Annotated in this window: 16 protein-coding genes; 9 read left to right on the forward strand and 7 right to left on the reverse strand. The window is 68.1% G+C overall.

The genetic code is table 11. The annotated features are described in order from the left end of the window. Positions 1-62 precede the first annotated feature (62 nt). Together QPK29_RS13180 and QPK29_RS13185 are read left to right on the forward strand one after the other, a co-directional pair. Entirely contained in the window at positions 63-1,715 is a 1,653-nt protein-coding gene (locus tag QPK29_RS13180) for an alpha-D-glucose phosphate-specific phosphoglucomutase (protein ID WP_371769088.1), read from the forward strand. 123 nt (positions 1,716-1,838) lie between these two features. Further along, positions 1,839-3,521, forward strand: a complete 1,683-nt coding sequence (locus QPK29_RS13185; protein WP_371769089.1) for an alpha-amylase family glycosyl hydrolase — start codon at positions 1,839-1,841, stop codon at positions 3,519-3,521. A gap of 121 nt (positions 3,522-3,642) precedes the next feature. Here QPK29_RS13185 and QPK29_RS13190 read toward each other — a convergent pair whose 3' ends face one another. Both QPK29_RS13190 and QPK29_RS13195 read right to left on the reverse strand, forming a co-directional pair. Then, positions 3,643-4,242 carry a response regulator transcription factor gene (locus QPK29_RS13190; protein WP_160409213.1) on the reverse strand — a complete coding sequence of 200 codons (600 nt, stop codon included), beginning with the start codon at positions 4,240-4,242 and terminating at the stop codon, positions 3,643-3,645. Further along, positions 4,239-6,347 (reverse strand): sensor histidine kinase, encoded by a 2,109-nt coding sequence (locus tag QPK29_RS13195; protein WP_371769090.1) that lies wholly within the window; start codon positions 6,345-6,347, stop codon positions 4,239-4,241. Before QPK29_RS13195 ends, QPK29_RS13190 begins: the two co-directional genes overlap by 4 nt. 134 nt (positions 6,348-6,481) lie before the next feature. Between QPK29_RS13195 and QPK29_RS13200 the strand changes: the two genes are divergently transcribed. The 4 genes from QPK29_RS13200 to QPK29_RS13215 all read left to right on the forward strand — a co-directional run bounded on the left by QPK29_RS13200 (position 6,482) and on the right by QPK29_RS13215 (position 11,167). Next, positions 6,482-7,822: an MFS transporter gene (locus QPK29_RS13200; RefSeq protein ID WP_371769091.1), complete on the forward strand. Its 1,341-nt coding sequence runs from the start codon at positions 6,482-6,484 to the stop codon at positions 7,820-7,822. Positions 7,823-7,973: 151 nt separating this feature from the next. Further along, a complete protein-coding gene (locus tag QPK29_RS13205) occupies positions 7,974-9,842 on the forward strand; it encodes a glucokinase (protein ID WP_056130562.1) in 1,869 nt (622 codons plus the stop codon). Positions 9,843-9,909: 67 nt separating this feature from the next. Beyond that, positions 9,910-10,731: a DMT family transporter gene (locus tag QPK29_RS13210; RefSeq protein ID WP_371769175.1), complete on the forward strand. Its 822-nt coding sequence runs from the start codon at positions 9,910-9,912 to the stop codon at positions 10,729-10,731. Between the two features lie 109 nt (positions 10,732-10,840). Continuing rightward, positions 10,841-11,167, forward strand: a complete 327-nt coding sequence (locus tag QPK29_RS13215) for a YciI family protein (protein WP_056130569.1) — start codon at positions 10,841-10,843, stop codon at positions 11,165-11,167. 62 nt (positions 11,168-11,229) lie between these two features. Here the strand turns inward: QPK29_RS13215 and fabF are convergent, their stop codons facing one another. Further along, positions 11,230-12,507 carry a beta-ketoacyl-ACP synthase II gene (gene fabF / locus QPK29_RS13220; protein WP_371769092.1) on the reverse strand — a complete coding sequence of 426 codons (1,278 nt, stop codon included), beginning with the start codon at positions 12,505-12,507 and terminating at the stop codon, positions 11,230-11,232. Positions 12,508-12,635: 128 nt separating this feature from the next. Here fabF and QPK29_RS13225 point away from each other — a divergent pair, with 128 nt between their 5' ends. Next, entirely contained in the window at positions 12,636-13,646 is a 1,011-nt protein-coding gene (locus tag QPK29_RS13225) for an AraC family transcriptional regulator (RefSeq protein WP_371769093.1), read from the forward strand. On the opposite strand, the gene QPK29_RS13230 is transcribed toward QPK29_RS13225, so the two are convergent. From QPK29_RS13230 to QPK29_RS13240, 3 genes are all read right to left on the reverse strand, one after another. Then, positions 13,634-15,124 carry a pectinesterase family protein gene (locus QPK29_RS13230; protein ID WP_371769094.1) on the reverse strand — a complete coding sequence of 497 codons (1,491 nt, stop codon included), beginning with the start codon at positions 15,122-15,124 and terminating at the stop codon, positions 13,634-13,636. The two genes, QPK29_RS13225 and QPK29_RS13230, sit on opposite strands and share 13 nt — an antisense overlap. An 84-nt stretch (positions 15,125-15,208) precedes the next feature. Further along, positions 15,209-16,231, reverse strand: coding sequence for an NADPH-dependent aldehyde reductase Ahr (gene ahr / locus QPK29_RS13235; RefSeq protein WP_160409209.1), 1,023 nt, complete (start codon positions 16,229-16,231; stop codon positions 15,209-15,211). Positions 16,232-16,294: 63 nt separating this feature from the next. Next, complete coding sequence (locus QPK29_RS13240) at positions 16,295-19,009, reverse strand: alpha-1,6-glucosidase domain-containing protein (protein ID WP_371769095.1); 2,715 nt, start codon at positions 19,007-19,009, stop codon at positions 16,295-16,297. A 199-nt stretch (positions 19,010-19,208) separates the two neighbouring features. Here QPK29_RS13240 and QPK29_RS13245 point away from each other — a divergent pair, with 199 nt between their 5' ends. After that, entirely contained in the window at positions 19,209-20,837 is a 1,629-nt protein-coding gene (locus tag QPK29_RS13245; protein ID WP_371769096.1) for an alpha-amylase family glycosyl hydrolase, read from the forward strand. After that, positions 20,837-22,699: a glucokinase gene (gene glk / locus QPK29_RS13250; RefSeq protein WP_371769097.1), complete on the forward strand. Its 1,863-nt coding sequence runs from the start codon at positions 20,837-20,839 to the stop codon at positions 22,697-22,699. The genes QPK29_RS13245 and glk overlap by 1 nt, the downstream gene beginning before the upstream one ends. A gap of 105 nt (positions 22,700-22,804) precedes the next feature. On the opposite strand, the gene QPK29_RS13255 is transcribed toward glk, so the two are convergent. Next, on the reverse strand, positions 22,805-24,016 hold the full coding sequence (locus tag QPK29_RS13255; protein WP_229412083.1) for an MFS transporter: 1,212 nt from the start codon (positions 24,014-24,016) through the stop codon (positions 22,805-22,807). Between the last annotated feature and the right edge of the window lie 87 nt (positions 24,017-24,103).

Raw genomic sequence — 24,103 nt, forward strand, 5'->3', positions numbered from 1 at the left:
ATTGTCGGGACGAGTGTCGTATCCTTACGGGTTTGACAACAAACCCCCGACAGGAGCACAACATGACAATTCAGACGATTGCGACGACCCCGTTCGCCGGGCAACGCCCCGGCACGTCCGGGCTGCGCAAGAAGGTGACGGAGTTCCAGCAGCCCGGCTACCTGGAAAACTTCGTCGAGGCCATCTTCCTGACGCTGGGCGCGCTGGGTAATGTGCAGGGCCGCACCCTGGTGCTCGGCGGCGACGGCCGCTATTTCAACCGCGACGCCATCCAGACCATCCTGCGCATGGCCGCCGCCCACGGCGTGGGCCGCGTGCTCGTGGGCCGCGGCGGCATCCTGTCCACGCCGGCCGTCAGCTGCGTGATCCGCAAGCGCACCGCGCTGGGCGGCATCGTCCTCTCGGCCAGCCACAATCCCGGCGGCCCCGACGGCGACTTCGGCATCAAGTACAACATCGACAACGGCGGCCCGGCGCCCGAAAAGATCACCGACGCGATCTACGAACACACGAAGACGCTGGCGTCCTACCGCATCAGCGACGCCGGCCCGGTCGACCTCGACAGGATCGGCAGCATCCGCATCGAAGACATGGAAGTGGAGGTGATCGATGCCGTGTCCGACTACGCCGAGCTGATGGCCGGCCTGTTCGACTTCGACGCCATCCGCGCCCTGTTCCAGCGCGGCTTCACGATGCGCTTCGACGGCATGCACGCCGTCTCCGGCCCGTACGCGAAGGCCATCATCGAAGGCATGCTGGGCGCGCCCGCCGGCACCGTCGTCAACGCCGAGCCGCTGGAAGATTTCGGCGGCCACCACCCGGACCCGAACCCCGTCAACGCGGCCGAGCTGATCGCGCTGATGGACGGTCCGGACGCGCCGGACTTCGGCGCCGCATCGGACGGCGACGGCGACCGTAACATGATCGTCGGCCGCAAGCTCGCGGTGTCGCCGTCGGACAGCCTCGCCATCATCGCCGCCAACGCGACCGCCGCGCCGGGCTACCGCGACGGCATCAAGGGCATCGCGCGCTCCATGCCGACGTCGCAGGCCGCGGACCGCGTGGCCGCCGCGCTGGGCGTCTCCTGCTTCGAGACCCCGACCGGCTGGAAGTACTTCGGCAACCTGCTCGACGCGGGCCTCGCCACCTTGTGCGGCGAAGAGAGCTACGGCACGGGCTCGATGCACATCCGCGAAAAGGACGGCGTGTGGGCCGTGCTGTTCTGGCTGAACCTCATCGCCGCGACGGGCAAGTCCGTCAACGAGATCGTGCAGGAACACTGGGCCCGCTTCGGCCGCAACTATTATTCGCGCCACGACTACGAGGCCGTGGACGCCGCCGCCGCCAACGCGATGATGGACGACTTGCGCGGCAAGCTTCCTTCGCTCGCAGGCCAGACACTGGGCGAAGGTGAGAATAACTACCGCGTCCAGCTGGCCGACGATTTCACCTACACCGACCCGGTCGACAACTCCGTGTCCACGCGCCAGGGCGTACGCATCGTCATGACGGACGGCTCGCGCATCGTGCTGCGCCTGTCCGGCACCGGCACGGAAGGCGCCACCGTGCGCCTGTACCTGGAACGCTACGAGGCCGACCCGGCCCGCCACGACCTCGACACCCAGCAGGCGCTGGCGCCGCTCATCGCCATCGCGGAGCAGGTGTCGGGACTGAAGGTGCGCACGGGCCGCGAGCAGCCGAGCGTGATTACGTGACCCCGAACCCCGTCGTTCCCGCGCAGGCGGGAACCCAAGTTTGCGCGCATCTCGACGATGCATGCGAAATTGGATCCCCGCCTCCGCGGGGACGACGTTTATAACCACTAACAGGACACCCGCATGAAACTACCAGTTCTCGCCGCCTCCCTGATGCTCGCCTTCGGTGCCGCCTCGGCCGCGCCCGACCTGTCGCCGGTCAAGGGCAAGCCGTTCACCTGGGATAACGCGACCGTCTACTTCATCGTGATCGACCGCTTCAACAACGTCGATCCGTCGAACGACCACGCCTACGGCCGCAAGAGCGACGCGGCCGTGGCGCGCGGCTTCATGGGCGGCGACCTGGCCGGCATCACGGCGAAGATCAAGGAAGGGTATTTCACGGACCTGGGCGTGGACGCGCTCTGGATCTCGCCGCCGGTCGAGCAGATCCACGCGTCCACCGACGAAGGCACGGGCGTCAGCTACGGCTTCCACGGCTACTGGGCGCGCGACTTCACGGCCGTCGACGCCAACGCCGGCACCGGGAAGGACGTGCGCGACCTCGTCGAGGCGGCGCATGCGCGCGGCATCCGCGTGCTGCTCGACGTCGTGATGAACCATACCGGTCCGGTCACGCCTGAAGACACCGTGTGGCCGGCGGACTGGGTGCGCACGTCGCCGACCTGTACCTTCAAGGACGTCAAGGGCACGGTCGATTGCACGCTCGTGAAGAACCTGCCGGACATCCGTACCGACAGCAATGCGAACGTCGACCTGCCGCCGTTCCTCGTCGCGAAGTGGAAGAAGGAAGGGCGTTACGAGCGCGAAACGAAGGAGCTGGACGACTTCTTCAAGCGCACGGGCTACCCGCGCGCGCCGCGCTACTACCTGATGAAATGGCACGCCGACTGGGTGCGCAAGTACGGCTTCGACGGCTTCCGCGGCGACACCGTCAAGCACACGGAACCCGGCGTGTGGAAAGACCTCAAGAAGGTCGCGAGCCAGGCCTACGAGGACTGGAAGCGGACACCGGCCGGCAAGGAGGGCATCGAGAAGATCGGCAACCAGCCGTTCTTCATGGTGGCCGAAGCGTACGGCCACCCGATCGCGGACGGCCGCCCGTTCGCCTACGACGACGGCACGAAGGTCGACTATTACGACAACGGCTTCGACAGCATGATCAACTTCGCGCTGCCGGGTGACGCAACCCAGAGCTACGAGACGCTGTTCTCCAGGTATTCGGGCCTGCTGAACGGTCCGTTGAAAGGCGTGACGGTCCTGAACTACCTCGACTCGCACGACGACGGCCACCCGTTCGACGCCATGCGCGCGCACCCGTTCGAGGAAGCGAACAAGCTGCTGCTGGCACCGGGCCAGGCCCAGGTCTATTACGGCGACGAGACGGCGCGCGTGCTGAAGATCGAGGGCGCAACCGGCGATGCGAACCTGCGCTCGTTCATGAACTGGGACCAGTTGAAGAACAACGCCCAGGTCGGCCTGCACGGCGTGGCCGAGGTGCGCGACTACTGGGCGCGCCTGGGCCGCTTCCGTCACGCGCATCCGGCCGTGGGCGCGGGCGTGCACCAGATGATCGCTTCCAGCCCGTACACGTTCAAGCGCACGTACGAGAAGAACGGCGTCTCCGACCGCGTCGTCGTCGCCCTCGACCTGCCGCAGGACCGCACGGTGGCCATCCCCGTGGCCGGCGTGTTCGGCGACGGCCAGACGGTGCGCGACGCTTACACGGGCAAGACGGCTGTCGTCATGGGCGGCAAGGTGCAGTTCGATATGCGCGCACCGGTGGCGCTGATTTCGCAGGATTAAACCAGCGTCGACACGGTAGGGTGGACATTTGAGGCCGGGGGCCTCGAATGAGGCGTGCCCACGCGTGACGCGTGCGTGTCGCCGGCGCCACGCGCGGGCGGAGGGCCACCCACCCTACGAGTCATCCCAGCCACGGATGGGCGGCCAGCCACCGCCCGAGTTCATTATCGTTCGCGCACTGCAGCTTGCTGAAGATGTTCGCCCGGTGCGTCTCCACCGACCGCGGCCCGCACGGCGGCACGAGCAGCCGCGCGATCTCCTTGTTCGGCTGGCCGAGCCCCACGAGCCGCGCGACTTCCCGTTCGCGCGGCGTCAGCTCGGCCCAGAGACGCAGCGCGTGCGCCCGTGCGCGCGCCTCGGCGATGGCGGCCGGCAGCTTGTCGAGCAGGTGCTGCGTGTCCGGCTTTTCCACCCAGTCCCACGCGCCCTGGCGCACGGATTCCAGCGCGGTCGGGATGTCGCCGTGGCCGGACAGGAACAGCGTGACGAGCGGGCTGTGCGCCGCGCGCAGGCGGTCGAACACGGCCAGGCCGCTCATGCCGCCCAGGCGCAGGTCGAGGATCAGGCAGCCCGGCTGGCGCATGTCGACGGCGTCCAGGAACGCTTCTCCCGATTCGAACGCCTGCACGGCGAGTCCCTGCGAGAACAGCAGTAACAGCAGGGAGCGGCGCAGGGCTTCGTCGTCGTCGACGACGTAGAGCGTGAGCGGGATGTCTTTCATGGCGCGATCGGAAGCGTGAAGGAAAAGGCGGCCCCGCCGGCGGCCGGGTTCTCGACGGTCATGCAACCGCCGTGGGCCTCGACGATGGTGCGGCAGATGTTCAGGCCCAGGCCCAGGCCGTCGGGGCGGGTGGTGAAGAACGGCGCGAAGATCTGGTCCAGCTGCTCGGGCGGAATGCCGGGGCCTTCGTCGCGGACGGTCACGCACACGCCCTGGTCCACGCGCCGGCTCGCGACGTCGATGCGTCCGCGCGGGCGATCCTGCATGGCGTGCATCGCGTTGTGGATCAGGTTCACGAGCACCTGTTCGAGCAGGACGCGGTCACCGCGCACGAGCGTGTCAGCGGCGTCCAACGACAGTTGCAGCGCGATCCCGGCCTGCTGCAATTCCGGCTTGAGCAACGCTGCCGCGTGCGCGATGACGCCATCGACCGCAAGGTTTTCGTAATGCCCCCGCTTGGGATTGATGAACGCGCGCACCCGCTTGACGATCTCGCTGGCGCGCTTGCTCTGTTCGACGATCTCGTCGAGCGCGCCGGCCAGCATGTCGGGCGGCGCGGACTGCGCGGCGAGGGCGCGCGCCGCGACGGCGAAGTTCGACAGCGCCATCAGCGGCTGATTCAATTCGTGCGCGAGCGTGGACGCCATCTCGCCCACGCTCGCGAGGCGCGCGCTGCGCTGCAGGCGGACTTCCTGGTCGCGCTGGCGGGCCTCGGCCTGCTTCTGCGCCGTGATGTCGACGACGGAGCTCATCCAGCCGCGGTGCACGCCCTGCGCGTCCACGAGCGGCGCCGTGTAGACCATCGTGATCACGTCGTGGCCGTCCTTGTGGCGGATGCGCGATTCGAAGCCGTGCGGCGCGGCGCGGCCCTGCAACACGTCGGCGCTTTCGCGCTCGTGTTTTTCCTGGTCGTCCGGATGCCAGTAGGGATACGGCGGCCGGCGGCCCAGCAGTTCATCCGCGCTGTAGCCGACCATCGCGCACAGGGCCGGGTTGACGTAGATGATGGTGCCCTCCGGGTCGCGCGCGCGCATGCCCACGAGGAGCGAGTCCTCCATCGCCTTGCGGAACGCGTGCGCTTCTTCCAGGTCGCGGGTGCGCTCCTCGACCCGGCGTTCCAGTTCGATGCGGGCCGAGCGCTGCTCGCGGAAGCGCTTTTCGCGCAGGCGCCAGTACAGCACGCCGAGCAGCAGCAGCGCGACGGCCAGCGCGGCCAGCATCAGCGCCAGCTGGCGCGCCTGCACGACTTCCTTCATGTCCGTCGTGACGGTCAGCGTCCAGCCCAGTTCCGGCAGCGGCGTGTCCAGCGCAAGCAGGTCGTGGCGGCGCCCGCCCACGCTCGTGTGCAGGACGAAGCCGGGAGACGTCCCGCGCGACTCCGTCTGCCACGGCAGCACGTAGAAGCGTTCGCGGTTGCCGTACTGGCGGTGCTCGGCGATCCAGTGCAGGTCGGCCGCGGATACGGGCCGGATCGCGTGGAACAGCCAGTCCGGCACGGCGGAGAGAAAGACGATGCCGCGGCTGTCGCGCAGCACGACCGGATCGGCGCCGCGCATCCACGCGGCCTGCAATGGCTCCAGGCTGATCTTCACGACGACGACGCCGAGGATGGTGCCGCCCGCACGCACGGGCTCCGCGATGAACAGCCCGGACTGGCCCGTCGTGAGGCCGAGGCCATAGAAGATGCCGCGCCGGCCCTGCACGGCATCCTCGAAGTAAGGACGCTGGCGGTAGGACTGGCCGACGAAGCTGGACGGCAGGTTCCAGTTGCTGGCGGCGAGCGTGAGGCCGGCGCGGTCGACGAGGAACAGCGCGGCGGCGCCCGTCGTCGCCTGCAGGTCGGCGAAATAATCGTTGACGCGCGCCTGCAGCGCCCCGTCGCGCGGGGTGCGCAGCAGGTCTTGCACGTCCGGGTGGCGGGCTGCCGCGTGCGGCAGGAAGTCGTGTTTCTCGACGAGGCCGCGCAGCCCCAGCACGTGCGCGGCCGCGGCCTGGCGCAGGCCTTCCGTCTTGGTCTGCAGCTCGTGGCGCTCGGCCCAGTTCCCCGACGCCGCGATGACGGCGAGCGCACCGGCGCCGATGAGGAGATTGAGCAGTTTGGGCATGACGCCAACGATAGCAGTTGCGCGGCCCGAAGAAAACCGCCTCCGTAGTTTTACGGAGAAGGGCGCGCCGGAAGTTGCGGATGTGCGCGCGGCCCGCGGCTGGGATAGTGGGCATACCAAAAGAGGAGACATCCATGAACACCATCACATCCAAGGCCGGCGCCCAGGCAGCCGCCGGCGCCGGCGAACGCATTTCCGGCGCGCGCCTGAAGGCCATCTTCATCGGCTCGGCCGGCAACCTCGTCGAGTGGTTCGATTTCTACTGCTACTCGGCCTTCGCGCTGTACTTCGCGAGTTCGTTCTTCCCCAAGCAGGACCCGACGGCGCAGATGATGTCCACGGCGGGCATCTTCGCGCTCGGCTTCTTCGTGCGCCCGATCGGCGGCATCCTGTTCGGCCACATCGGCGACCGCCTGGGCCGCAAGACGGCGCTGATGACGTCCGTGCTGCTGATGTGCTTCGGCTCCCTCCTGATCGCCTGCGCGCCGACGTATGCCGCGGCCGGCATCCTGTCGCCGTGCATCCTGCTGCTGGCGCGCCTGCTGCAGGGCCTGAGCCTCGGCGGCGAGTACGGCGCCAGCGCGACGTACCTGTCGGAGATGGCGGACTCGAAGCACCGCGGCTTCTACAGCAGCTTCCAGTACGTGACGCTGATCGGCGGCCAGCTGCTGGCGCTGATCCTGCTGCTCGTGCTGCAGAACTTCCTGCTCGACGCCGAGCAGCTGCGGGCCTGGGGCTGGCGCATCCCGTTCTTCACCGGGGCCTGCCTCGCGCTGCTGGCGCTGCGCATGCGCCACAACCTGCCGGAGACGGCGTCGTTCGAAGCCGCGCGTAAAAAGGCCAAGCCGATGGGCGGCATGAAGCAGCTGGCCCAGCACCCGCGCGAAGTGCTGCTGGTGGTCGGGCTGACGATGGGCGGCACGCTCGCGTTCTACGTCTACACGACCTATATGCAGAAATTCCTGCGCCTGTCCGTCGGCCTGACCGACTCGCAGACGACCGCCGTCTCGGCCGCGTCGCTGCTGTTCGCGATGTGCCTGCAGCCCCTGTACGGCGCGCTGTCGGACCGCATCGGCCGCAAGCCGCTGCTCATCGGCTTCGCGCTGCTCGGCACCCTGTTCACCGTGCCGCTGTTGACCGGCATCCGCCACGCCAGCGGTCCGTGGCAGGCGTTCGGCCTGATCGCCTGCGCCTGGATGATCGTGTCCGGCTACACGTCGATCAACGCGCTGGTAAAAGCCGAGCTGTTCCCGGCCTCGATCCGCGCTACCGGCGTCGGCGTGCCGTATGCGTTCGCCGTCTCCGTGTTCGGCGGCACGGCCGAGTACCTGGCGCTGTGGTTCAAATCCATCAGCCTGGAAAGCGGCTTTTACTGGTACACGACGGCCGTCATCGCCTGCACCCTGGTCGTCTGCTGGTTCATGCGCGATACCGGCGCGCTGTCGAAGATCGACGCGGAAGCGCGCGGCCAATAAGCGCCGGCGTTGTCGATGTGGAAAGAGCGGTCCTGCGGGGCCGCTTATTTCGTTGTAACCATCCGAATCGGGTCATAATCGCTTTTTGGTGCATTTCAATCAATGGTATCCTACGCGCAATAGAGGAGACCTTCGCGAGAAGAGCAACACCATGACGCTTGAGCCCGACACCGAACAGAAGCACACCCGCGCCGCGTATTCCGACGGTCCGCGCCTGTTGGCCGACATCGGCGCGACCCATGGGCGCTTTGCCCTGGAGATCGCGCCGGGCGTGCTGCGCAACGTGGCCGTGCTGCTGTGCGACGACTATCCGGGCATCGTCCCGCTGCTGAACGCCTACCTGGCCCAGACCCAGGCCCAGAGCGGCCATATCCGCATCACCCACGCGGCGTTCGCGCTCGCGAACCCGATCAGCGGCGACTTCATCCGCATGACCAACCGCGACTGGCAGTTCTCGACGGAAGAGGTGCGCCGCACGCTCGGCCTGACGACGCTGCTGATCGTGAACGACTTCACGGCGCTGGCGATGGCGCTGCCGGGCTTCAAGCCGGAAGACCTGCTGCAGATCGGCGGCGGCAAGCCGATCGCGAATGCGGTGGCCGGCGTGCTCGGCCCGGGCACCGGCCTGGGCGTGTCGGGCGTGATCCCGACCGTGGACGGCTTCGTCACCCTCGGCAGCGAGGGCGGCCACGTCAACTTCGCCCCGGCCGACGAGCGCGAATTCGCAATCCTGCAATACGCCTGGCGCGAATGGCAGCACGTGTCGAACGAGCGCCTGATCTCCGGCCCCGGCATGGAAATCATTTATCGCGCGCTCGCGCTGCGCAACGGCGTGGAAGCGCCACAACGTGATGCGGCCGCGATCATGGCCGCGGCGCTGGACCAGCGGGATCCGCTGTGCCTGGAAGTGCTGGAATGCTTCGCCGGCATGCTGGGCGGCGCGGCCGCGAACCTGGCCGTCACGCTCGGCGCGTTCGGCGGCATCTTCATCGGCGGCGGCATCGTGCCGCGCATGGCCGAGTGGTTCAAGACGTCGCCGTTCCGCACGCGCTTCGAAGCGAAGGGGCGCTTCTCCAGCTACCTCGCGCAGATCCCGACGTACGTGATCATGATGCCGACGCCCGCGCTGTACGGCGTGTCGAGCATCCTGTCGGAGCACCTGCGCAACCGCAGCGGCGCGAACACGCTGATGGAACGCGTGCAGCACCTGCAGGCGGAATTGTCGCCGGCCGAGCAGCGCGTGGCGCAGCTCGTGATCGAGCATCCGCGCAAGGTCCTGTCCGAGCCGATCGCCGAGATCGCGAAGCTGGCCGACGTCAGCCAGCCGACCGTGATCCGCTTCTGCCGTTCGCTGGGCTTCGCGGGCCTCGCCGACTTCAAGCTGAAGTTTGCGGGCAGCCTGACGGGCACGATCCCCGTGCGCCACAGCCAGGTGCGCATGACCGACAGCACGCACGACCTGTCGGCGAAAGTCATCGACAACACCGTGTCCGCGATCCTGAAATTCCGCGACCAGCTGGACGTGAACTCGATCGACCGCGCCATCGACATTTTGCGCCGCGCCAAGCGCGTGGAGTTCTACGCGATGGGCAATTCGCGCGTGGTGGCGCTGGACGGCCAGCACAAATTCTTCCGCTTCCGCATCCCGACGTCGTCGTACGGCGATTCGCATTTGTTCGCGCTGGCGGCCGAGCTGCTGGGACCGGGCGACGTGGTCGTCGCGATCTCGACGACGGGCCAGCTGCCGGAACTGCTGGACGCCGTCGACGTCGCGCGTGCCGCCGGTGCCGACGTCATCGCCATCACGAGCAGCAAGTCCCAGCTGGCGCGCAAGGCGAGCGTGTGCCTCGCCGTCGACCACAGCGAGGACAGCACGACGTTCCTGTCGATGATCTCGCGCATCCTGCAACTGCTCCTCATCGACATCATGGCCGTCGGCATCTCGCTCGGCCCGGCCGGTGAGGCGGCGGAGGGCGACAGCGAACGCCGCCGCCTGCTCATTTCCCACCTCGACATCTGACTTGGACCGTCCTGGCGCGCGCAGACCGAAGGAACCGGCGGCCACGATCGCCCTGACGGCGCTGGCCATGGCCGCGTTCGCGGCGAATTCGCTGCTGTGCCGCGTCGCCCTGCGCGACACGCACATCGATCCCGCGACCTTCGGCGCGATCCGCGTGACGTCCGGCGCGCTCGTGCTGGCGCTCGCGATGCGCGTGCGTGCGCGTGCCGCTGCGAAGCCGGACTGGCGCGCCGCCGCCATGCTGTTCGCCTACGTGGCCGCGTTCTCGTTCGCCTATCTCACCTTGCCGGCGGGGACCGGCGCGCTGATCCTGTTCGGCGCCGTCCAGCTGACCATGTTCGCCGTGGGCCTCGCGGGCGGCGAACGGTTCGCGCCGCGCGGCTGGGCGGGCCTCGCGCTCGCGCTGGCCGGCTTCATCGTGCTCGTGCTGCCCGGCGTGGCCGCGCCGCCGCTGATGGGCGCCGCGCTGATGGCCGTCGCGGGCATCGCGTGGGGCGCGTATTCGCTGCGCGGGCGCGGCGTGCCCGACCCGCTCGCGGCCACGGCATCGAACTTCCTGCGCGCCACGCCGCTGGCGTTGGCGCTTGGTGTGATGTGCGCGGCCCGCGCGCATGCGGATGCGGCCGGGGTGCTGCTTGCCATCGCGTCCGGTGCGCTCACGTCGGGGCTCGGCTACGTGATCTGGTATGCGGCGCTGCGCGGGCTGTCGGCGCTGCAGGCCGCGAGCGTGCAACTGTCCGTGCCCGTGATCGCGGCCGTCGGCGGCACGTTGTGGCTCGATGAAGCGTTCACGACGCGGCTGCTGGTGGCCGTCGTTGCGATCCTGGGCGGGATCGCGCTCGTGCTGACGGATCGGGCGCGCAAGCGGGGGCAAGGCGAACAGCGATGACTATGTCGTCGGGAACGCATACGCGCGTTTTCGATCGCACTGTTGCCGATGTTTTTGCCTGGCCGCAGAATGGCCATGTCTTGACGGCGGTGCAAACACAGGAGGAATCATGCCAAGATTCGTAACGATCGGTTATGGCGACCGTGCCGGCTACGACCGGACCAGTCCCGACATACGCAACGCGGCCCACGCCCATGACGCGGAGCTGAAGCGCCGCGGCGCCTTGATCGGCATCGCGGGCGCTCCCGTCCAGGTCCGCAATCCGGATGCCCGTGGCATCGAAACCGAGCACGCGCCTTTCATGTCGGCACCGTTGCCGATCGCCGGATTCGCGATCATCGAAGCGGCGGACATGGCGGAGGCAATCCAGCTGATATCGACATCTCCTTGTGCGGTGGCGCATGGGACGGTGGAAGTCTGGCCATTGGAAGAGTGACGATGACCCGCGCGGATTGCCTGGCGCCGGCGGAGGCGCCTCCACTCCGGTACGCGTAACAGTCAAGCCGGTGTCATGCGCCGGAACAGCAGGCTCGCATTGACGCCGCCAAATCCGAACCCGTTCGAGATCGCATACTCCGTCGCGATCGGGCGCGCCGCGCCGGCGACGATGTCGACGCCTTCCGTCGCCGCATCCGGCTGCACGACGTTGCGGGTCGGCGGCGCCACCTGGTCGCGCAGCGCGAGCACGGTGAAGATGGCTTCCACGCCGCCGGCCGCGCCGAGCAAATGGCCCGTCGCGGACTTGGTGGCCGAGACGGCGGGGCCCTGGCCCGCGCCGAAGATGGCCTTGATGGCGGCGAGTTCGCTGGCGTCGCCCACCGGCGTGGACGTCGCATGGGCGTTCAGGTGCCCGATCCGTTCCGGCGCCACGCCCGCCTGCCGGATCGCGAGCGCCATCGCGCGCCGTCCGCCGTCGCCGTCTTCGGGCGGCGACGTCATGTGGTAAGCATCCGCGCTCGTGCCGTAGCCGACCAGTTCCGCGATCGGCACGGCGCCGCGGCGCAGCGCATGCTCCAGGTCTTCGATGACGAGGATGCCGGCGCCTTCGCCCATCACGAAGCCATCGCGTGCCGCGTCGAACGGACGGGATGCCTGCGCGGGGTCGTCGTTGAAGCTCGTGGACATCGTCCGCGCGGCGGCGAAGGCGCCGAAGCTGACCCGGTCGATGCACGCCTCGGCGCCGCCGCACACGGCGACGTCGGCCTCGCCGGCGCGGATCATGCGCGCGGCATCGCCGATGGCCTGGGCGCTCGCGGCGCATGCCGTCACGGGCGCGCCCAGCGGGCCGCGCAAGCCGTGGCGGATGGAGATGTGCCCGGCCGCCATATTGGCCAGGAAGCTCGGCACGGTGAATGGCGACAGCCGCCGCGGCCCGCGGCCATCCGTCGTACGGACGGCTTCCACGACGGCGCCGAAGCCGCCGATGCCGGACGCCACGATGGTGGCCGTCCGTTCGCGTTCGTCGTCGGTCTGCGGCTGCCAGCCGGCCTGCTGCAAGGCTTCCTGCGCGGCGGCGAGGGCGAACATGCTGAAGCGGTCCATCTTTTTCTGGTCCTTCGGTTCCACGACGCGGTCGGGATCGAAACCCCACGGGCGGTCTTCCGCCAACGCGGGCACGACGCCTGCAATCTTCGCCGCGATCCCTTCCGTGATCTCCTCGGACAGGCCGACCAGGCCGGACTCGCCGCTCAACAGGCGCGCCCACGCGGCCTCGACCCCACAGCCCAACGGCGACACCAGGCCCATGCCGGTCACGACGATACGTTTCGCAGTCATTCCATGCTCCCCAACGGTTTGCAAAATGCGCCATGCGGCGCAGGATTCAAGTGCCAGTATAGGGAGGTCGCGCATGAAAAGTTGGTGCATCGCGCCAATCAGTATGCAAAACGCGCCATAATCACGGCATGATCACCCTCTCTGCCCATTTCCTGCACGGGATGCTGCACGCCATCCGCACCCGGCATGGCGACGGCGTCGCGGCGCAAGCGCTCGCCAGCGCCGCCATTCCGCCATCGCTGCTCGACCAGCCCGACGCGCGGCTCACGCGCCAGCAATACGTCGGGCTGTACCGGACGATCGCGGCGACGCTCGACGACGAGATGCTGGGCCTGTGGTCGCGGCCGATCCGGGGCGGCACGCTGAAATACCTGATGCTCAGCCTCCTGGATGCGCCGACGGTGCTGGTCGCGCTGAATCGCCTCGTGCGCTTCTGGAACCTGCTGCTGGACGATTACCGGCTGCAGATCTCGACGAAGAACGACCTGGTGCGCCTGGCGCTGGTGGAGCGGGCGCCGGGGACGCCCGTCACGCCGCTGGCCCACGAGTTGATGATGAAGCTGATCCACGGGATCGCATCGTGGCTGCTCGGCCGGGAGCTCGGCCTGCACCGCGTCGAATTCCGCTTCTCTCACCCGCGCCACGCGGAAGACCATGCGTTCCTGTTCCCCGGCGAGGTCCGCTTCGACGCGGACGTGACGGGCATTTATTTTTCATACGCCGATTGCGCCGAACAGTTCAGGCGCGAAAAGCACGAGCTGTGGGCGTTCCTGAAACGCGCGCCGGAAGACTGGACGTTCAGCGCGGGCCAGCGCGGCACCCTGATGGCCAGGACGCGCGCGTATCTCGAGGAGCACATCGCGCAGCCGGTGACGATCCAGGATCTGGCGCAGGCCCTGCACGTCTCCGTGCGCACGCTCAACCGGCGCTTCGCGGAAGAGGGCACGCGCTTCCAGCTGGTGAAGGACGGCCTGCGGCGCGACATCGCCGTCCACCGGCTGGCGAATTCGAACACGGGCGTGGCGGCGCTGGCGTTCGACCTGGGTTTCGCGGACGCCACCGGTTTTTGCCGCGCCTTCAAGCAGTGGACGGGCAGCAGTCCGACCGATTATCGCAAGGGAAGCCGTCAGGGCGAGTGAGGCGTCCAGCCGCCCAGCACCCATGCCGGATCGCGGTAGTGCGCGATCGTGTCCGCGTCGCGATCCTTGTCGAGCTGGCGCGATGCCGGATGCCGCTTGCCGACATCCACCGGCCTGCCGTCCGCAGCGCGGCTGTTGAATTCCCGGAACCGTACGTGCGCCGCATCGCCGTCGACGGGGCCCCAGCCTTCCGGCGCGATGCCGATCAGGGTCGCATCCAGCAGCACCGCTTCCGCATACGGATAGTTGCGGCCCTTGTTGTCGGGCAGGCGCGCCAGGACAGTCTCGCCGCCGGTCGCACGGAACGTGCAGCGGTCGAACACGTTGCCGTGATTCGCCTGCGTATTCCGGATCCACATGAACGCGCCGCGCGATGCGATCTCGCAGTGGCGGAAGTACGCCGGACCGCGGCCGAGGATCGTGTCGCCGGTGCCCGTCAGGCGGATGTTCTCGAAGTACGCGCTGCCGTTCGTCTGCAGCGCGTCGCCCGCACCTTCGATCGTGACGTTCTTCACGATCGTGCGCTCGCCGTTGAGCAGCAGACCTTCCGCCTGGCCGTTCGCCGTCGTCGCGATGGTCAGATTTTCCAGCACCATGCCGTGCACGTGGTCGAGCGCGAACGCCGCGCGCCGCGACGGGAAGCTGCCCGGCAACTCGTTCGTGCCGACGTTCGGCGGATGCGGATTGAACACCTCGTTGTTCGCGTAATGGATGCGCACGCCGTCGCGGCTCTCGCCTTGTATGGTGACGTCGTGCTTGTTGCGGGCGTAGACGATTTCCTCGTAGTCGCCGTTCCGCACGAAGATCGTGACGCGGCCGGCGTGCCGGTCCGGTACCCAGTCGAGCGCGCCCTGCACGGTGTCGAAATCGCCGCTGCCGTCCGCCGCCACGGTCACGCGGCGCGCATCCGCGGCCGGCGCATGGGCCTTCGTCGCGAAGCGCCAGTCGTTGACGCCCTTGAAGCTGCCGTCGGCGACCGTCAGCACGCCCGGGTCGATCCGCACGTAATACGATTTCCCGTAGCGGAGCAGGTCGTGGTGCGGGTAAATCGTGGCCGCGTTGCCGTGCACGATCACGGGGTGGAAATGAAAACCGTCCGTGAAGCCGCCGATGATCGTCAGCTGGTAGTGGCCGGCGGCAGGCTGGACGCCCGGTGCGGACGGCGTGCCCGGCGTCGTATCCGCATTGGTGCGGCGCGGCCCGCCGTGGTCGTACGGCGTGGCGAGGTAGGGCGGATACGGACCGGGCGCGCGTTCGGTGGGACCCGCGGGGATGCTCAGGTCCAGTTCGTCCACGAGCTTGTCGTCGGCCGCGTCGTAGATGCGGATCCTGCCGGCGTGGCCGATCGCCGGCGGGCTGGCGAAGCGAAGCACCAGGTGGGTGTCCGGATTGACGCCGGTGGCGCCGTTCGGTGGCAACGGGGTGGCGGCACCGGCCGGGGTGCAGAGGGCGAGGACGGCGAGGAACGCGAGCTTCATGGTCTCCGTGGTGGGCAGCCTGTCGTCGGTCCATTGTAGTGCGGCTGGACCAATGTTGCAATCGGTCCAGCCGCACTGTCCCCGTCAGGCGAAATCCGCATCCAGCACGATCCGGTAGCTCGCCTTGCCCGCGCGCAGATGATCCATCGCGTCGTTCACGCGGCTCATCGGGAAGTGCTCGACCTTCGGCGCCACATGGTGGTGGGTCGCGAAGCGCAGCATCGTGTCGATCTGGGCGCGGCTGCCCGTCGGCGAAGCGGAGATCGCGCGCTGGCCCATGATCAGGCTCATGACCTGCACCGGCACGGGCTGCAGCACGGCGCCGAGGAAGTGCAGGCGGCCGCCGGGCGCGAGCAGGGCGATGACGGCATCCCAGTCGAGCGGCGCATTGGCCGTGATGAAGACGAAATCGAAACTGCCGGCCAGCCGCCGCATGTCGGCGTCGGAGCGGCTCGATGCCGTGTGGTGGGCGCCGAAGCTCAGCGCTTCCTGCACCTTGCCGGGCGAGGACGTGAATGCCGTCACGTCGCAGCCCCAGGCCCTGGTGAACATCAGCGCCATGTGACCCAGGCCCCCGATGCCGAATACCGCCACGCGCGCTGTCGGCGGCACGTGCAGTTGCAGCAGCGGCGCGAACACGGTGATGCCGCCGCACAGCAGCGGGCCGGCGTTCTGCGCCGCCAGTGCGCCGGGAATCGGAATGCTCCAGATCCAGTGGGCGCGCACGCGGTCGGCAAAGGCGCCGTGGTGGCCGACGATGGTCGCCTGCACGCTGGCGCACAAATGAAAATCGCCGCGGATGCAGGCCGCGCAGTGCTGGCAGCTGCGCACGTTCCAGCCCACGCCCACGCGCTGGCCGATGGTGAGGCCCTTGGTCGCGGCGATGGCGCCGAGCGCGGCCACGCGGCCGATGGCTTCGTGGCCGGGCACGAACGGGTACGCCGTGATGCCCCATTCGTTGTCCAGCATGGAGAGGTCGGAATGGCAGACGCCGCAATGGTCGATCTCGACTTCCACGTCTTCCGGTCCCAGCGGGCCCGGGTCATACGCGAACGGTGCCAAAGGGCCGCCGGCGGACTGGGCGGCCCATGCGCGAATATTGCTCATGCCAGTTCTCCCGTCTTGTGGACGAAAAATACTAGCACCGGGCGCGCGCCGGGCGCGCGCCGTTCAATCTTCGACGAACACGACGGCCGTGCGCGGCGGGATCGAGAACGCGCCCGTCGCGCCGTCGAACGTCGCCTGCGTGGCGCGCTTGTCCGCCACGTGTTCGGACAGGAACACGGGATGCAGGTGCAGGCGCTTGCCGGCGGCCTCCGCGTCCGTGACCGTGTGCCCGACCTTGTCCACGTTGATGAAGTAGGCGATGCCGGCGAACCCCGCGCCGGCCAGGCCGCGGCCGTCCAGGTGCGCGGCGACCACCGTCGGCACCTGGCTGCTTCCCGTGTTGAAGAAGCGCAGGCGCTGGCGGATGGCGGCCGCCGTCGGCAGGCGGAACAGCGTGGAGCTGGCGCGGATGGCGAGCAGGTCGCGGAACGCGTCGCGCGCGAACGCGATGTCGGCGGGGGCGGGCTTGATGGCGGCATCTGCCAGCAGGGGCTGCAGCAGCGGCCAGTCGCGGCCGTTGTCGTCCGCGGGCGGCAGGCCCGTACCGAAGTGATTGTCGCGGTACGTCCAGTCGATGCGGTTGAACCAGTCTCCCGAATTGAAGCTGTTGCGGTCCAGCGACTTCGAACGCAGCACGTCGATGCCCGCGTGGTAGTACGCGACGCCCTGCGCGAACGCGTCCACGGCCATGCCCAGCACCTGCACGCGCGCCCGATCCTGGGCCGTGGTGGACGGCGGCAGCTTGAACACGTCGATGTCGAACAGCGTCTGGTTGTCGTGGTTCTCGACGTAGTTCACGACCTCGCCCGGCTCGCTCGCATAGCCGGCCGGCTGGCCGTTGTAGTCGATGGATTCGAGCGGCACGGTCTTGTCGTCGGACGTGTGCAACCGATACGAGCGGATCGAGCCCGCGAGCCCCGCGCGCACGAGGTCCGCGGCTTTCAACAGGTCGGCGGCGGGGCGCGCGCCCGCATGTGCGTTCGGATCGTAGACGAGGCCATTGATCCAGCCCTGGCGGCTGAACATCGCCTCGCCCGAATCGCCCGCGGAACCGCCGCGCACGGCGTCGCGCAGGCGGTCGTTGAAGGTGCCGATGCCGCTGCCGTTCAGCGACAGTTGCGACGCCTGCACGAAGCGGGCGCCGTCCGCCACTTCGCCGAAGTTCCAGCCTTCGCCGATCAGCTGGACGTTGCGGCCAGCCACCGCATTCACTTTTCTCTGCAGGTCTTCCATCACGGCGCGCGGCTGGTGGCCCATCAGGTCGAAGCGGAACGAATCGATCTTGTATTCCTTCGCCCACAGCGCGACGGAATCGATCATCAGCTTGCCCATCATGCGGTGTTCCGTCGCCGTATTGTCGCAGCACGTCGAACGCTCGATCGCGCCGCTCGCGTCCAGGCGGTGGTAGTAGCCCGGCACGACGCGGTCGAGGACGGACTTCTCGTTCTGTCCCGCGATGAACGTGTGGTTGTAGACGACGTCCATGCCGACGCGCAGGCCCGTCCTGTGCAGGCTTTGCACCATCTGGCGGAACTCGACGATGCGGCGCGCACCGTCGGCCGGATCGGTGGCGTAGCTGCCTTCCGGCGCGTTGTAGTGGAACGGGTCGTAGCCCCAGTTGAAGCAGTCCGTCTCCGCCGTGCGTCTTACCAAAGCCTGCTGCGTGTCGCCGTCCGGCGTGCCGGTGGGTTGCGGCACGGCGCATGCCGTCTCGGGCACGCTGCCGATGTCGTACACGGGCAGCAGGTGGATGTCCGTCAGGCCGCTGCGCGCCAGTGCCGCGAGATGCTTCATGCCGTCCGAACCGGTATCGGTGAAAGCGAGGTATTTGCCGCGCTGCGCGGCCGGCACGCTGGCGTCGTCGCGCGAAAAGTCGCGCACGTGCAGTTCGTAGACGACCATGTCGGTCTGGTGCTTGACCGTCTGCGGCGCGGGTGTCGTATCCCAGCCCGCCGGCTTCAGGCGCGGCGCGTCGAGGCGTGCGATGTAGCTGCGCTTCGAATCCGTCGTCAGGCCGATCGAATACGGATCGGTGACGAGGTTGCGCACGATGCCCGCATCGACCGGCACGTCGACCGCGTACTTGTAGTACTTGCCGGTCAAATCGCCCGGCAGTGCGGCGTGCCACGCGCCCGTGCGGCGGTCGAAGTCCATCTGGTAGACCGCGCGCACGCCGCCCGTGCCGCCGCCGTAGACGCAGACGGCCGCCTGCTGCGCGGTCGGTGCCCACACCGTGAAGCGCGTGCGGCCGCTGCCCACGTCCACGCCCAGCGGCGGCAGGTCGGCGGCGGCCGCGTACAAATCGTCCAGCGCGCCGGCGACCTGGACGCGCGTGGCGTCCAGCACACGGCCCGCCGCATCCTCGCGCACGAGCACGAGCTGGCCGCGGTGCAGGTCGGGCAGCCTGGCCGCATCGGCGTCGCCCACGCGCAGCACCGGGCCCGGGGCCAGGTAGGTAAAACCTGGCGGCACGGGGCCGGAGAACAGGTCGAGACGGATCGCGCCGTCCGCACCGGTCACCTGTTCGCCCTTCGGCGCCGCGATCGTGCCGCGCGCCGCGTGATACAGCTTGACGCTGCCGGCGGGCGCGCTGCCCGGCCACTGGATCGTCCTGCCGTCGAGCCAGACGGCGCGCGCGTCGTAGTGCGCGGCGGCCGGATGCAGGACGGTCGCGAAGGTTTTGCTGTCGCAGGCGTCCGGGCCGATGGCGGCGTGGGCGCCGGTGGCGGCCAGGCAGGAGAGCAGGGCGCCGGCGGCGCGGAGAGTCGTTCGGGTCATGGTCGGTGGTGTTCTGTTGACGCGACAGGTTAACACTTATTGATGTAGTTTGACTACCGATCGGAACGGCTCTGTTTTGTATGAAAAATCGTAAGTCAATGATTTAAATGGATATTTACGGTTTTATGCGATTTTCGCGCCGATTGTCATTGCGGATTTCATCCTGTATATTGCGTAAAAATCACTGGAGAGACACCGCATGACCACTTCCTCGCACGACAAGAATCCGTGGTGGCGCGAAGCCATCATCTACCAGGTCTACCCGCGCAGCTATCTCGACACGAATGGCGACGGGGTGGGCGACCTGCCGGGCATTACCGCCAAGCTGGATTACATCGCCAGCCTGGGCGTGGACATCGTCTGGCTGTCGCCGTTCTTCAAGTCGCCGATGAAGGATTTCGGCTACGACATCGCGGACTACTGCGACGTCGACCCGCTGTTCGGCACCCTGGCCGATTTCGACGCGCTCGTCGCGAAGGCGCACAGCCTGGGCCTGAAGATCATGATCGACCAGGTGATGGCGCACACGGCCGAGAACCATCCGTGGTTCGTGGAGAGCCGCTCGAGCCGCGACAATCCGAAGGCCGACTGGTACGTGTGGTCCGATCCTCTCCCGGACGGCAACCCGCCCAACAACTGGCTGTCCGTGTTCGGCGGCTCGGCGTGGCAGTGGGACAGCCGCCGCAAGCAGTACTACATGCACAACTTCCTCGTGAACCAGCCGCAGGTGAATTTTCATCATCCGGCCGTGCAGCAGGCGCACCTGGATTCGCTGCGTTTCTGGCTCGAGCGCGGCGTCGACGGCGTGCGCATGGACGCCTGCAACTTCCACTTCCACGACCGCTCGCTCCAGAGCAATCCGCCGGCCCTCGTGCGCGACACGTCGACCGTCACGGACGTGAACCCGTACGGCATGCAGGCCCACATCCACGACAAGACCCAGCCCGAGAACATCGCGTTCCTGCAAAGGCTGCGCAAGCTGCTGGACGAATACGGCGCCGTCGCGATCGGCGAAGTGGGCGCGGACGATTCGCTGGCCGTCATGGCCGACTACACGTCGGGCGGCGACAAGCTGCACATGGCCTACAGCTTCAACCTGCTCACGCCCCAGTTCTCCAGCCGCCACATCCGCCGCCAGGTCGAGGAATTCAATGCGCGCGTGAAGGACGGCTGGGCCTCGTGGTCGGTCGGTAACCACGACAGCATTCGCGTCGCCACGCGCTGGTCCGCCGGCGAATGGACGCCGGCCTTGTCCAAGCTCGTGCTGGCATTGCAGCTGTCGCTGAAAGGCACGCCGTGCCTGTACCAGGGCGACGAGCTGGCGCTGCCGGAAGCGGACGTTCCCTATGAGCTGCTGCAGGACCCGTACGGCATCACGTTCTGGCCGGAGTTCAAGGGCCGCGACGGCTGCCGCACGCCGATGCCCTGGACGCGCGCAACGCCGAACGCCGGCTTCACCACCGGCAAACCGTGGCTGCCGGTGCCGCCGGAGCACGTGTGCCTGGCCGAGGAAGGCCAGGACAAGGACCCGCAATCGACGCTGAACTTCGCGCGCAACATCATCCAATGGCGCCGCGGCCTGCCGCAACTGACGCGCGGCGACATCGCGTTCTTCGACGTGCCGGAACAGGCGCTGGCGCTGCGTCGCGACGAGGCAGGCTTCCCGTCGGTGCTGGCCGTATTCAACGTGACCAATGCGCCGCTGACGTTCGACTGGCCCGAAGCGGCGGGTGCGAAGAAGCTCGAAGGCCACGGCCTGTCCGGCGACGTGAACGGCACGACCGTCACGCTGCCCCCGTACGGCGGCTGGTTCGGTACAATCGCATAATGGAAGAGCAATCAGACAATACGCGCACCGCGTTCGCCGACGGCCCGCGCCTGTTGGCCGACATCGGCGCGACGCATGCGCGCTTCGCGCTGCAGACCGCGCCCGGCACCTATCGCTCGGTGCGCGTGCTGAAGTGCGACGACTACTCGGGCATCGTCCCGCTGCTGCGCTTTTACCTCGCCGAACACGCGGACACGCGCCTGCACCACGGCGCGCTCGCGCTCGCGAACCCCGTCGACGGCGACTATGTGCGCATGACGAACCGCCCGTGGGAATTCTCCACGGACGCCGTGCGCCGCGAGCTTGGGCTGGACACCCTATTGATCGTGAACGACTTCACGGCGCTGGCGATGGCGATCCCGGGCCTGAAGGCATCGGACCTGATGCAGGTGGGCCCCGGCAAACCCGTGCCGGGCGCCGTGCTGGGCGTGCTCGGACCGGGCACGGGCCTGGGCGTCTCCGGCGGCATCCCGACCGTCGACGGCTTCGTCACGCTCGGCAGCGAAGGCGGCCACGTCAACTTCGCACCGAGCGACGAGCGCGAGTTCGCGATCCTGCAGACCGCGTGGCGCGAATGGAGCCACGTGTCGAACGAGCGCCTGATCTCCGGCCCCGGCATGGAGATCATCCATCGCGCGCTCGCCGAGCGTAACCAAGTGGATGCGCCCGCGCGCACGTCCGCCGAGATCATCACCGGTGCGCTCGACGACCACGATGCGTTGTGCCTGGAAGTGCTCGAATGCTTCTGCGGCATGCTGGGCGGCGCGGCGGCGAACCTGGCGGTGACGCTGGGTGCGTTCGGCGGCATCTTCATCGGCGGCGGCATCGTGCCGCGCCTGGGCGAGTGGTTCAGGACGTCGCCGTTCCGCACGCGCTTCGAAGCGAAGGGCCGTTTTTCCAGCTACCTGTCCGACATCCCGACGTACGTGATCTCGACGCCGCACGTGGCGTTCGACGGTGTCGCGAACATCCTGTCGGAACACCTGCGCGGCCGCAGCGGCGGCAACACGCTGATGGACCGCATCCACAAGCTGCGCCCGGAACTGACGCCGGCCGAGCAGCGCGTGGCGGCCCTCGTGCTGGAACAGCCGCGCCTCGTGCTGAACGAACCGATCGCCGGCATCGCGAAGCTGGCGGACGTGAGCCAGCCGACGGTGATCCGCTTCTGCCGCTCGCTCGGCTTCCTCGGCCTCGCCGATTTCAAGCTGAAGTTCGCGAGCAGCCTGACGGGATCGATCCCCGTGCGCCACAGCCAGGTGCGCGGCAGCGACAGCACGCACGACCTGTCGGCGAAGGTCATCGACAACACGATCTCGGCGATCCTGCAGTTCCGCGACCAGCTGGACGTGCGCGCCATCGACCGCGCGATCGAACTGGTGAGCCGCGCGAAACGGGTGGAGTTCTACGCGATGGGGAATTCGCGCGTGGTGGCGCTGGACGGCCAGCACAAATTCTTCCGCTTCCGCATCCCGACGGCGCTGTACGGCGACTCGCATTTGTTCAAGCTGGCGGCCGAGCTGCTGGGACCGGGCGACGTCGTCGTCGCGATCTCGAACTCGGGCCGCCTGCCGGACCTGCTGTCGGCCGTGGATGCGGCGCGCGCGGCCGGTGCCGACGTCATCGCGATCTGCAACAGCCAGTCGCCGCTCGCGCGCCGCGCGGACGTGCTGCTGGCCGTGGATCACGCGGAGGACAGCACGCACTTCCTCGCGATGATTTCGCGGATCCTGCAGCTGCTCCTCATCGACATCATGGCCGTTGGCATCTCCGTCGACGTGCATCATGCGCGGGCGCTGCCGCCGGCGGCGGTGGAGGGGGAGGGCGAGGGCCGCAGGGCGCTCATTTCGCACCTCGACAGCTAGCTGTGAAACCGTCGTTCCCGCGCAGGCGGGAACCCAATTTGCACGCATCGCGATAACGCATGCAGAACTTGGGCCCCCGCCTGCGCGGGGGCGACGGTCTTAAGGCTATCTGCGCGCTTCGATCTTCGGCAAAAACGCCGCCAGAATCCCCAGCAACGGCAGGAACGACGCCAGCCGATACACCGTCTCGATCCCGGACACGTCCGCGAGATGCCCCATGGCCGCGGCACCGATGCCGCTGACGCCGAACATCAATCCGAAGAAGATCCCCGCGATCATGCCGACCTTGCCCGGCACGAGCTCCTGCGCGAACACGACGATCGCGGAGAACGCGGACGACATCACCAGCCCGATCACCACGGACAGCACGCCGGTCCAGAACAGGTCCGCATACGGCAGCGCCAGCGTGAACGGCGCGGCACCGAGGATCGACACCCAGATCACGCGCTTGCGGCCGATGCGGTCGCCGATCGGCCCGCCCGCGAACGTGCCTGCCGCCACGGCCGCGAGGAACACGAACAGGTACAGCTGCGCGGTGCCGACGGGGACGTGGAATTTCTCGATCAGGTAGAACGTGTAATAGCTCGACAGGCTCGCCATGTAGACGTATTTCGAGAACACGAGCATGGCCAGCACGGCCAGCGCGCGGATGACGGTCGCACGCGGCAGCGCCGGCCCTGCGTGCGCGGCGGCCTTGCGCGTGATCGTCTTCAGGTGGCTGCCATACCAGCGCGAGACGCCCACGAGAACGATCACCGCGACGAGGATGAACAGCATGAACCACGCGATGCGGCCCTGGCCGCGGCCCACGATGATGGCGGCCGCCAGCAGCGGGCCGAATGCGGAGCCGAGGTTGCCGCCGACCTGGAACAGCGACTGCGCGAAGCCGAAGCGTCCGCCGGACGCGAGCCGCGCCACGCGCGACGCTTCCGGGTGGAAGGTGGACGAGCCGATGCCGATCATGCCCGCGGCCAGCAGCAACATCGGAAACGTGCCGGCGACGGCCAGCAGTGCGACGCCGGCCAGCGTCACGCACATCCCGGCCGGCAGCAGGAACGGGATCGGGCGCTTGTCGGTGTACAGGCCGATCCACGGCTGCAGCAGCGACGCGGTGCACTGGAACGTCAGCGTGATCAGGCCGACCTGCGTGAAGCTGAGCGCGAACTGTTCTTTCAATAGCGGGTAGATCGACGGCAGCACGGCCTGCACGCAATCGTTCAGCAGGTGCACGAAGGCGACGGAAAACAGGATCTGGAGCACGGTCCCGGGCGCGGCGCTGGCCGGCCCGGTCGCCGTGACGGAAGGCGAAGTGGGCATGGTCATGGTGGTTTTTCCGATGAATGGCGGTCCAGTGTAATATCGGTAATTCAAGCGCATATTCCATTTTTCGTCGCGTAAGTGACA

Origin of the sequence: Massilia orientalis (assembly GCF_030411975.2) — a bacterium.
Taxonomy (GTDB): domain Bacteria; phylum Pseudomonadota; class Gammaproteobacteria; order Burkholderiales; family Burkholderiaceae_D; genus Telluria; species Telluria orientalis.